Raw genomic sequence first — 11,707 nt, forward strand, 5'->3', positions numbered from 1 at the left:
ATAAAATGAAAAACTTACAAAGTAAAACAGTATTAAATAATGGTGTAGAAATGCCTTGGTTCGGTTTAGGTGTATTTAAAGTAGAAGAAGGACCAGAACTTGTAGAAGCTGTAAAATCAGCGATTAAAGCAGGATACCGTAGCATCGATACAGCTGCAATTTACGGAAATGAAAAAGCTGTAGGTGAAGGAATCCGTGCAGGTATTGAAGCGACTGGTATTTCAAGAGAAGAATTATTCATCACTTCAAAAGTATGGAACGCAGATCAAGGATATGAAACAACAATCGCTGCATACGAAGAGAGTCTAAAAAAATTAGGACTAGATTATTTAGATTTATATCTTGTTCACTGGCCTTCAGAAGGAAAATATAAAGATACATGGAGAGCGCTAGAAACACTTTATAAAGAAAAGCGCGTACGTGCAATTGGTGTAAGTAACTTCCAAATCCATCACTTACAAGATGTAATGAAAGATGCAGAAATTAAACCAATGATTAACCAAGTAGAATACCACCCTCGTTTAACACAAAAAGAACTACAAGCTTTCTGTAAAGAACAAGGTATTCAAATGGAAGCATGGTCACCACTAATGCAAGGTCAATTATTAGATAACGAAACATTACAAGAGATTGCTGAGAAACACGGTAAAACAACAGCTCAAGTTATTTTACGTTGGGATCTTCAAAACGGAGTAATTACAATTCCAAAATCAACGAAAGAACACCGTATTATTGCAAATGCTGATGTATTTAACTTTGAATTAACAAAAGAAGACATGGAAAAAATCGATGCGTTAAACCAAAATCACCGCGTTGGTCCAGATCCTGATAACTTCGATTTCTAAGATTAAAGTAAGAAAGAAAAAAGAGTGCTTTTATGCGCTCTTTTTTTTGCATAAAAATATTTTCTAATTAAATACTACTTAGTATTAAGTTTGTTATTAAGGGGCTGTAAACATGAATATAAAGCAATCGTTCAAACTTTTAGCTATGTTTTTAAGTGTCTTATTTGTATTATTCCCACTTCAAAAAGCATTCGCAGAAGTTATGGATCATACAAAGTATGAAATGAATTGGAGTTATAGTAAGTCAAAGAAGAAACCAATTCGAACAGAACTTATTAAAACGGCAGATGGAAAAATTGCATTTTGCTTAAATGTAGATTTAAAATCTCCGAGTGGTCAAGATTTACCAGAAATGGGTAAAGTGGATATTAATGTGTACCGTGTACTGTTGAATGGATATCCACAAAAGAGCCCACAAGAATTAGGAGTATCTGATTGGAGAGAGGCGCATTACGCAACGCAGCTTGCAGTATGGAATGCGTTAAAACAAATTGATGTTAATGATTTAGATTTCCGAAATAAAAATGTAGAGAAAGTAACAAAAGATATCGTTGCAAAAGCAAACGCTAGCGAAGAGCTACAAGAAATTACGATGAGTGTAACTCCTACAGAAGAACAAGAAGCAGTATTAAAAAATGATTTCTTTGAAACAGGTTTATATACGGTAGAAACAAATGCAAAAAGCGGAACGTATAAAGTGCAAGCAACAGGTGCACCAGCGGGCGTGAAATTTGCAAATGAAAAAGGCGAAACAAAAACAGAATTTAATGTAGGAGAGAAGTTCCGCATTTTAATTCCGAAACAAACGCCAGCTGGTGGATTTAGCTTTAAAGTATCAGGAAATTTAACGAAACTACAAGGAATTGCGCATAAAGGTACACCGACTATTCAAAATGCAGTAGTATTACTTGAGCGTAGTGAAGAAAAAACAAGTCCAGAGTTAGCGGTAAGTTGGAAGAAACCAGAAGGGCCACAGACGCCAAATAAACCGTATACTCCAAATGAGCCACATAAACCGAATCAAAAAAGATAATGAAAAAGCATTGGCGTGTGCCAATGCTTTTTCATTATGGATTCTTTAAAGATATACCAAGATAATAATTAATCAAGTGAAACACTATTTCAACGTTTTAAAAAGTATTTTAAAATAATAAAATATAACAAAATCTAAACGTTACAATCAACGGATTTTATTCACAAAATTGTAACATTATTCTAATTGGAGAGGCTATCAAACAAAGTGTAAAGAGTGTACAATTCAGTTGGAAAAACTACCTATAGATGGTCATATATGAAGAAAATGTAAGATTCTATTACTATTTTTACTTTTAGATGTATAGATGACAATACTAAAGTGTATCTTTTACTATTCTCTTTTTATGTACGAAGAGAACTCATCACAAATAGAGAGAAGTGAGGAGGGCATATTACATAAAAATTTTACAATGTAAGAAAGCGAATACATAGGGAGGAATGCGGTAGTAATTGATACAGGTGCGCGAGGTGTTAGTCTATTCATTAAATGTTTTTATAAAAATAATAGGATTTCTTATTAAATGGATATATAGGATAGTTTCTCTAAATAAAGGAACAGGGGACACAGATTATGTCGAAGAAAAAGACGAGTAGGGTATTAGTAGCTGGTGTTTGTTTAGCTACGTTATTAACGCCATATGGACTTGAATTACCTAAGGTGTATGCAGAGATGACGATTGAAGATAAAGAGAAACAGCAAGAAGAGCGAGTGTATCAATTACTGCCAAAAGGTGATGTAGAAGGGATGCGTGAGTTGCATCAGCGTCGAATGAGTTTTTCTCCTTATGAGCCAACGGGCATTTATGTAAAGCCAGGTGAAGAAGTAGTTATTCAAGTAGAAGGGACTCAACAGATTAAAGCTTATATTGGTACATATTCTTATGAAAAAGAAGAACCTAAACAATTCAATTTAAATCCTGGTGAGAATAAAATTTCTTCTTCAAATGGGGGACTATTATACTTTTACAATTATCACAACACAGCAGAAGTAGTCGCTAAAGTGAAAAAAGGTGGTACACCAAACCCTTTATTTATTTTAGGAAAGCATACGACAAAAGATTGGAAGCGTATGTTGGCAGAAAACCCTGATCCATATGCAATAGAAATGAAGGGAGAAAATAGTTTATTAACTATGCATCCTGAAACTGTGGCGGAACATTTGAAGCAAGAAGATCCAGCTGCGCTATTAAAGAAGCACGATGAAATAATTAATATAGAACATAAGATATCAGGTTTATCAAAAGATGGTGCGGGTGTTGCGAATCAAGGTAAACATTCCATTCATTTTGTTGAAGACTGGTATACAGACGATTATATGTATGCGACTTATTATCGAACAGCTTATAGTAAAGGCAATTTAGAGTCAGTACTAAATCTAGAAGAGTTAACCAATGATGGATGGGGGCCTTGGCATGAAGTTGGACATCAACATCAACAAGACACTTGGTTATGGGATGGACTTGGAGAAGTAACCGTTAATATTTATTCTTTGGCAGTTCAAACTACATTCGGGCATAAAACAAGGTTAGAGCAAGAGGGGCGCTATGAAGCTGCATTTGCTTATTTAGGTAAACCGGATGCACAAGAAAAGATGAATGAATTTGAGAAATTAGTTATGTTTTGGCAGTTGCATTTAGCCTATGGGGATCAATTCTATCCAAATTTACATCAAATGTATCGTTTGTTACATGATACAGAACTGCCTAAATCTGATGAAGAGAAAAAGCAGATGTTTATTTATATGACGTCAAAAGTGGCAGGACAAAATTTAATTCCTTTCTTTGATAAATGGGGATTAATTGCAAATGATGCTACAAGAGAAAAGATTGAAAAATTAAATTTACCAAAATTAGAAAAAGAAATATGGTTATCTACAGATAGCAATCCAATTCGTGAAAAACAAACTGAGTTATATGAAGTTCCATATGGCGAGCCAAATAATGAAAAAATACAAAATGTGGTAATCGGTACTACATATGATGAGGAAAAAGCAAAGGAACTTGTACAGAATTTAGGAGAAGGTGTAAAGACAACAGGTGTGATTATGCAAGATAAGCCTGAAGTTGGAGAAAAAACTGTAAAAGTAGAAATTATAGATGAAAAAGGTAATAAGAATTTAATTCCTGTTGTGGTGAATGTCGGTTATGAAAATGGTATAGTCTTCCAAGGTGATGGGAATAAGATACGTTCTATCGTAACGGCTAATTATAATACGAAAAAGCTACAGGCAACATTTACGGACTCTAAAGTTCATTATCGTTTTGAAAACGAAAAATATATGGGAATAACGATATATGATCGAAGTGGAAATGTAAAGAAAAGCATTTCAGTAGAAGGGCAAGAGAGTTCGAAAAACTTTGCAAATCAATTAAATGGCTTAGATTTCGCATATGGTGATGTTGTCGAAGTATATCATGCGGAATCAGATCGATTAAACTGGTATCAAAATAACGAATTTGTAGGCAAGGGGAAAGGGAAAGCGGAACAAAAGTTTTACTTTAAAATAACGGAGCAAGGTTTCGAGAGAGTCGAAGCTCAGCAACAAGTAACAGCAGTACCGCAAAAGGTAGTAATTGGAATAGACACTGAAAAATTAAATGCAAAAGACTTTATTCAAGTAAAAGATGGAGAAGTAATCGGATTTGTAGAAAAACCAAATACAACAAAAATCGGTGAACAAAAAGTAAAAGTAGAAACGAAAGATCGTTTTGGAAATAAGCAAGTAACAGAAGTGCCAGTAGAAGTGGTTTATGGAGATAGTATTGCATATGCAGGATATGGCGATGATATTGCTTCAATCGTAACTTTAAAGCACGAAGAGAAGAGATTCCATGCAACTGATATGGATAGCGAAATTCATGAGTATTTTAATAAAGAGCTATACATGGGAATCACGTTATATGATGGAGCAGGAAAAGAGAAGAAACAAGTAACAGCAGAGGGACAAGAAACATCAGAGAACTTTGCGAAGCAAGTGAATGGTATGCAGTTCGAGTATGGAGATGTAGTGAAAGTATTCCACGCAGAACCGGTTCGTTTGAAATGGTATCAAAATAATACACTTACTGGTCAAGGTGAGAAAAAAGGGGCAAAAGAACTATTCTTCAAAGTGACAGAAAAAGGCTTTGAGAGAATGGATATGTTGCAAGAAGTAACAGTGAAGCCTCAACAAGTAATAGTTGGAACGGATGTAGAAAAGTTAGATGCGAAAAACTTTGTTGAAATAAAAGACGGAGAAGTAGTAGGTTTTGTAGAAAAGCCAAATACAACAAAAATTGGTGAACAAAAAGTAAAAGTAGAAACGAAAGATCGCTTTGGAAATAAAACGGTGACGGAAGTTCCGGTGGAAGTGATTTACGGAGATAGTATTATGTTCTTTGGTACAAGTTATGGAGGAACAAATATTAAATCAGTTGTAACGTTAAATCATGAAGAAAAGAAATTCAGTACAACGGGTGCAGAAGGTGCAGCGCATACGTCATTTAAAGACGAAAAGTATATGGGAATGACTGTATACGATAAAGATGGAAAAGAAAAGAAAGAAGCATCAGTAAAAGGATCTGAAAATACAAAAGGGTTCGCAGAACAATTTAATGGCATGGCCTTTGAATATGGGGATATGGTAAAGATATACCAAAAAGAGTTTGATAGATTTAAAGTATATAAAAAGAATGAACTAGTGGATACGGAATACGGTGTTCATGAAGTGATGTTTAAAGTTACAGAAAAAGGCTTTGAGAAAATGGAAGCTCAGCAAGAAGTAACACTGGTACCGCAAAAAGTAGTAATTGGAACAGACGCTGAAAAATTAGAAGCAAAAAACTTTGTTCAAGTGAAAGACGGAGAAGTAGTAGGGTTTGTAGAAAAGCCAAATACAACAAAAATCGGTGAACAAAAAGTAAAAGTGGAAACGAAAGATCGCTTTGGTAATAAAAAGGTGACAGAAGTTCCATTAGAAGTGATTTACGGTGATAGTATTATGTTCTTCGGTACAAGTTATGGAGGAACAAATATTAAATCGGTTGTCACGTTAAATCATGAAGAAAAGAAATTCAGTACAACAGATTCAGAAGGTCCAATGCATACTTCATTTGCAGATGAGAAGTATATGGCGATGACTGTATACGATAAAGATGGAAAAGAGAAGAAAACTCTATCAGTAAAAGCATCTGAAAATACAAAAGGATTTGCGGAACAATTCAACGAAATGACGTTTGAATATGGAGATATAGTAAAAGTATATCAAAAAGAGTTTGATAGATTTAAAGTATATAAAAAGAATGAACTAGTGGATACACAGTATGGTGTTCATGAAGTGATCTTTAAAGTGACAGAGCAAGGTTTCGAGAGAATGGAAGCTCAACAAGAAGTAACGGTAGTACCGCAAAAAGTAGTAATTGGGACAGAAGTTGAAAAATTAAATGCAAAAGATTTTGTTCAAGTAAAAGATGGAGAAGTAATTGGATTTGTAGAAAAACCAATTACGACAAAAATCGGTGAACAAAAAGTAAAAGTGGAAACGAAAGATCGCTTTGGAAATAAGCAAGTGACGGAAGTTCTCCTGGAAGTAACATATGGAGATAGCTTACTTGTATATGGGTTAAGCTATGGTGGTGACGATATGAAATCAATTGTAACGTTACATCATGATGCGAAAAAAATGAGTGCGACGGATACGAGTAATTTGATTCATGATTATTTTGGAGATGAGAAGTATTTTGCATTCACTCTGTACAACAGAGAGGGAAAAGAGAAGAAAAATATAGAGGTAAAAGGGCTGGAGAGTACAGAAGCTTTTGCTAAGGAAATAAACGGACTAGCGTTTGAATATGGAGATGTGGTGAAAGTGTATCATGCTGAATCTTCACGCTTACACTGGTACAAAAAAGATGTATATGCGGGAGAAGGAAAGAATAAAGAGATAAAGGAACTAGTCTTCAAAATTACTGAAAACGGCTTTGAAAGAATGGAAGCTAAGCAAGAAGTAACAACTGTACCGCAAAAAGTAGTAATCGGAACAAACGCTGATAAATTAGATGCCAAAAACTTTGTTCAAGTAAAAGACGGAGAAGTAATTGGTTTTGTAGAAAAACCGAATACAACAAAAATTGGTGAACAAAAAGTAAAAGTAGAAACGAAAGATCGCTTTGGAAATAAGAAAGTGACGGAAGTTTCATTAGAAGTAACATATGGAGATAGTATAGTATATCAAGGTGTAGCTAATGTAACACGTTCAATCGTTACGTTAAATAATGAAGAAAAGAAATTACATGCGACATTTACCGATGATGAAATACATTATCGTTTTGTAAATGAACAGTATATAGGACTTACGATTTATGATAAAAATGGAAAAGAGAAGAAGCATGTAACGGCAGAAGGACAAGAGACTTCAAAGAATTTTGCTGGGCAAGTAAATGGAACGGCATTTGAGTATGGAGATGTACTGAAAGTATACCATGCGGAACCGAGTCGTTTGAATTGGTACAAAAAGAATGAGTTAGTTAAAAAAGAGGATGCGATGAAGGGGCAAGAAATATCCTTTAAGATTACTCAAAATGGATTAGAGCAAGTGCAATAATAAGAAAAAGCTCGTAAAACATAATGTTTTACGAGCTTTTTTTATTATTCAGCTTCAGAAACTACTGTGAAGCGTTCATTTACGTGTTTTGGGTTTTCTATTTCATCAAGTGCTGCAACTGCGAAGTCTTCGTAACTTACGTAGCTATCACCTTTTGAGTTAACAAGGAGATTGTCTTTGCCAGCTTTGTAAGAACCAGTGCGTTTTCCTAATGCGAATAGTGCAGAAGGGCTGATGAATGTCCAAGTGATATCATTTGTTTGTTGTAAGATTTCTAGGTTTTTACCTTGGTTTTGAGCTGTTGCAAGGTATTCGCCTGGGAAACCTGATGTCTCAAATACACGTGTTGTTTTCTCTTCGTCTACAAATAAGCTTCCAGCGCCACCAACTACAAGTAATTTTGTATTAGGTGCACCTTTCATAGCTTCAATTAGTACGTTTCCTGCATCTACGTGAAGGTGTTCTTGTCCTGCTGGAGCGCCAAATGCATTTACAACTACGTCGAATGCTTGTAGGTCGTTAGATGTAAGAGAAAATACGTCTTTTTCTAAAACTTTTACGTTTTCTTCTGTAATTTTTGCAGCGTTTCTTACGATTGCAGTTACTTCATGTCCACGATCTAATGCTTCTTTTAAAATACGACTTCCTGCTTTACCAGTTGCTCCGATAATTCCGATTTTCATAATAAATCCCTCCAAAGTGTTTTGTTAAATTGTATATCTGAAAGTGAATGAATATATTGTAATTAAGTTTGTTACAACCTGTTGTAATCATTATAGTTACAGGTTGGTGTTTTTGTCAATGGGGTAGTTTGTAGATTTATTTTTTGTTTTAGTATGCACAGTTAGAGGGAGGAGAGTCATAAAGATATTGTTACTTCGCGCTTGGCTAATATTTGGAAATTGCAAATTGTCGAAAAATGTTGATTTTTGAATGTTTTTTAAATATAATTCGTTTTATGGAGAAAAGGAGGGGTTAATTGTATGAATATTTTGGAACAATTCGTTTCGTCAACGAATACGATTCTTTGGTCATATATTCTTATTGCAATGTTAATTGGTTTAGGGCTTTATTTTTCTATTAAATTAAAATTCGTACAACTTACTCATTTAGGGGAAATGATTCGTTTAATGAGTGATGGACTAACTGGCAAGACACGTAAAAAGGGCAGCGTATCATCGTTCCAAGCATTTTGTATGAGTTCTGCAGCTCGTATTGGTATCGGGAACTTAGCTGGTGTAGCGTTAGCTATTTCTATGGGAGGACCTGGGGCTGTATTTTGGATGTGGGTTATTGCGATTATCGGTGCGTCTTCAAGTTTCGTAGAAAGTACGCTTGCGCAAATTTATAAAATAAAAGATGGCAGTGGCTTCCGTGGTGGTCCTGCTTATTATATGGAAAAAGGTTTAAATAAACGTTGGATGGGGATTTGGTTCTCTATTCTGATTACAATTAGTTACGGTTTAATTTTCAACTCAGTACAAGCAAATACAGTAACATTAGCGTTTGAAAATGCATTTGGCTTAGAGCGTTATATTGTTGGTATTGTATTAGCTGCATTAGTTGGGGTTATTATTTTTGGTGGTGTAAAAAGTATTGCACGTATGTCGGAAATGATTGTTCCGCCAATGGCACTTATTTATATTGCAGTAGCTATTTTTGTTGTCATTAAAAACTTCTATTTAATACCAGATGTGTTTACGGAAATCTTTAAAGGTGCATTCGGTTTAGATTCAGCTGTAGGTGGTGGTATCGGTGCTGCGATGAAATATGGTATCCAGCGCGGATTATTTGCGAACGAAGCAGGTATGGGTAGTGCGCCGAACGCGGCAGCAACAGCTGATGTAACGCATCCAGCAAAACAAGGTTTTATTCAAACGATTGGAGTATTAGTAGATACATTCTTAGTGTGTACATCAACAGCATTTATCGTACTATGTTCTGGTGCGTATAAAGCAACGAATTTAGAAGGTATTGAATTAACACAAAATGCATTAAGTTCACAAATTGGCCCATGGGCGAGCAGTTTCTTAGCGATTATTATTTTCTTATTTGCATTTAGTTCACTTCTAGGAAACTACTATTATGGTGAAACAAATATTGAATTCATTAAGCAAAGCAAAACGTGGTTAACAATTTACCGTATTGCGGTAGTTGGAATGGTATTATTCGGTTCTGTTGCGACGCTTCAAGTTGTGTGGAATATGGCAGACTTATTTATGGGTCTAATGGTAATCACGAACTTAATTGCGATTACACTTCTTGGCCGATTTGCGTATGCAGCATTAGCAGACTATGTAAGGCAAAAGAAACAAGGGAAAGATCCAGTCTTCAGTGCAGATTCTATTCCTGGTTTAACGAATACAGAGTGTTGGGATAAGTCAGCGGTAACAGATAAAGAAAAAGCAGTGTAAATGAAAAGGCGAGCATCGAGGTGAATTCGATGCTCGCCTTTTTTGTTGTAGTAAATGATGAAAAGGGTGAGAGGTAGTTATTAATATAACTTTTTTTATTTGTTCCTCTCGTTATTTTTGGGGAACGTGCTGTTTTAAAAGTATGACTGGTTGAAGAGGATAAGTGATTGAGTATTGGATAAATGCATGTAATAGCTATATTTTTATGAAAAAAAACACGTATGTTAAGATAGTTAACATACTAATGTCATAAAACCTTACATAAAGTTCTTGATTACTTAAAGTTTTTAGAATATAATTTTCTTATTGTTAGGAAGAGGGGGCAATACAAATATGGATTTTTTAGCTAGGGTAATTGGGGATGTAAATAATATCCTTTGGTCATATGTCATTATTGCGATGTTAATTGGGTTAGGGCTCTATTTTTCATTTCGTGTGAAATTTGTCCAAGTTCGTTACTTCGGTGAAATGATTCGTTTGCTTGGGGATGGAGCAAGCTCGAAAACGAGAAAAGCGCAAAAAGAGAAGAGCGGCGTATCATCATTCCAAGCGTTTTGTATGAGTACAGCTTCTCGTGTAGGTACTGGTAACTTAGCAGGTGTAGCTATTGCGATCTCAGCAGGTGGTCCAGGAGCAGTATTTTGGATGTGGTTAATTGCGGTAATTGGGGGTGCTTCTGCATTTGTAGAGAGCACATTAGCGCAAATTTATAAAGTAAAAGATGGGAATGCATTCCGTGGGGGCCCAGCGTATTATATGGAAAAGGGTTTAAAGAAACGCTGGTTAGGTGTTGTGTTCTCTGTTCTAATAACAGTAAGTTTCGGATTGATTTTTAACGCTGTACAGTCTAATACTGTAGCAGCTGCCTTTGATGGTGCATTTAAAACAGATAGCAGATTAGTAGGTCTTGTTATGGCTGGTTTACTTGCAGTTATTATTTTCGGCGGAGTAAAACGAATTGCTCGCGCGGTTGAAATGATTGTTCCAGTAATGGCAATTATTTATGTAGCAGTAGCATTATTCGTTGTTGTAACAAACATTACGGCAATTCCATATGTATTTAAAGAAATTTTCTTACATGCTTTCGGAATTAAAGAAGTAGTAGGCGGAGGATTAGGAGCTGCGATTTTATTAGGGGTAAAACGTGGATTATTCTCAAATGAAGCAGGTATGGGTAGTGCGCCAAACGCAGCAGCGACTGCAAACGTAACGCACCCAGTTAAACAAGGTTTCATTCAAACTTTAGGGGTATTTACAGATACATTATTAATTTGTAGTTGTACAGCATTTATCATTCTTTTATCAGACGTGCATAATGCAGCTGATTTAAATGGAATTCAATTAACGCAGCAGGCGTTAAGTCAACATATCGGTCCATGGGCTTCTATATTTGTAGCAGTTGCAATCTTCTTGTTTGCATTCAGTTCATTAGTAGGTAACTACTACTATGGTGAAACAAATATTGAATTCTTAAATGGAAGTAAAGTGCTATTAAATGCATACCGCATTGCTGTACTTGGTATGGTTATGCTAGGATCTGTAGCGACAATTCAAATCGTTTGGGATTTAGCAGATTTATTTATGGGAATTATGGCTGTTATTAACTTAGTAGCAATTGTATTCCTTTCTAAGTACGCTTTCGCAGCGTTATCAGATTATATTAAGCAAAAGAAACAAGGGAAAGATCCAGTCTTTTATGCGGAGTCTATTCCAGGTTTGAACAATACAGAGTGTTGGGATAAGCCAGCGGTAGCTGATAAAGAAAAAGCAGTATAATGAGGTGAGCATCAAGTGAAACTTGATGCTCATTTTTTGTTGGTTCAGCTATTTGT

Annotated in this window: 6 protein-coding genes; 5 read left to right on the forward strand and 1 reads right to left on the reverse strand. The window is 35.3% G+C overall.

Annotation, left to right across the window (positions count from 1 at the left end; translation table 11 throughout):
• The first annotated feature begins 5 nt into the window (after nucleotides 1-5).
• The 3 genes from ACO6VI_RS11615 to ACO6VI_RS11625 all read left to right on the forward strand — a co-directional run bounded on the left by ACO6VI_RS11615 (nucleotide 6) and on the right by ACO6VI_RS11625 (nucleotide 7,461).
• On the forward strand, nucleotides 6-845 hold the full coding sequence (locus ACO6VI_RS11615; RefSeq protein WP_000793561.1) for an aldo/keto reductase: 840 nt from the start codon (nucleotides 6-8) through the stop codon (nucleotides 843-845).
• A 112-nt stretch (nucleotides 846-957) separates the two neighbouring features.
• A complete protein-coding gene (locus ACO6VI_RS11620; RefSeq protein ID WP_001022535.1) occupies nucleotides 958-1,878 on the forward strand; it encodes a thioester domain-containing protein in 921 nt (306 codons plus the stop codon).
• Nucleotides 1,879-2,451: 573 nt separating this feature from the next.
• Nucleotides 2,452-7,461 carry a putative mucin/carbohydrate-binding domain-containing protein gene (locus ACO6VI_RS11625; protein ID WP_422423367.1) on the forward strand — a complete coding sequence of 1,670 codons (5,010 nt, stop codon included), beginning with the start codon at nucleotides 2,452-2,454 and terminating at the stop codon, nucleotides 7,459-7,461.
• A 44-nt stretch (nucleotides 7,462-7,505) separates the two neighbouring features.
• Here ACO6VI_RS11625 and ACO6VI_RS11630 read toward each other — a convergent pair whose 3' ends face one another.
• Nucleotides 7,506-8,144: an NAD(P)-dependent oxidoreductase gene (locus tag ACO6VI_RS11630; protein ID WP_049107568.1), complete on the reverse strand. Its 639-nt coding sequence runs from the start codon at nucleotides 8,142-8,144 to the stop codon at nucleotides 7,506-7,508.
• A gap of 300 nt (nucleotides 8,145-8,444) precedes the next feature.
• On the opposite strand from ACO6VI_RS11630, the gene ACO6VI_RS11635 reads away from it, so the two are divergent.
• Nucleotides 8,445-9,875, forward strand: a complete 1,431-nt coding sequence (locus tag ACO6VI_RS11635) for an alanine/glycine:cation symporter family protein (RefSeq protein ID WP_016079792.1) — start codon at nucleotides 8,445-8,447, stop codon at nucleotides 9,873-9,875.
• A 333-nt stretch (nucleotides 9,876-10,208) separates the two neighbouring features.
• Nucleotides 10,209-11,651, forward strand: a complete 1,443-nt coding sequence (locus ACO6VI_RS11640; protein WP_000346409.1) for an alanine/glycine:cation symporter family protein — start codon at nucleotides 10,209-10,211, stop codon at nucleotides 11,649-11,651.
• Nucleotides 11,652-11,707 lie beyond the last annotated feature (56 nt).

The sequence above is a fragment of the Bacillus sp. PSXD-155 genome (genome assembly GCF_049310765.1).
In the GTDB taxonomy this organism is placed as follows: Bacteria; Bacillota; Bacilli; order Bacillales; family Bacillaceae_G; genus Bacillus_A; species Bacillus_A cereus.

Excerpts from the sequence above, each read along its gene's own strand:
- ACO6VI_RS11615 (WP_000793561.1), top strand. The coding sequence starts at position 6 with ATGAAAAACTTACAAAGTAAAACAGTATTAAATAATGGTGTAGAAATG.
- ACO6VI_RS11620 (WP_001022535.1), top strand. The coding sequence starts at position 958 with ATGAATATAAAGCAATCGTTCAAACTTTTAGCTATGTTTTTAAGTGTC.
- ACO6VI_RS11625 (WP_422423367.1), top strand. The coding sequence starts at position 2,452 with ATGTCGAAGAAAAAGACGAGTAGGGTATTAGTAGCTGGTGTTTGTTTA.
- ACO6VI_RS11630 (WP_049107568.1), bottom strand. The coding sequence starts at position 8,144 with ATGAAAATCGGAATTATCGGAGCAACTGGTAAAGCAGGAAGTCGTATT.
- ACO6VI_RS11635 (WP_016079792.1), top strand. The coding sequence starts at position 8,445 with ATGAATATTTTGGAACAATTCGTTTCGTCAACGAATACGATTCTTTGG.
- ACO6VI_RS11640 (WP_000346409.1), top strand. The coding sequence starts at position 10,209 with ATGGATTTTTTAGCTAGGGTAATTGGGGATGTAAATAATATCCTTTGG.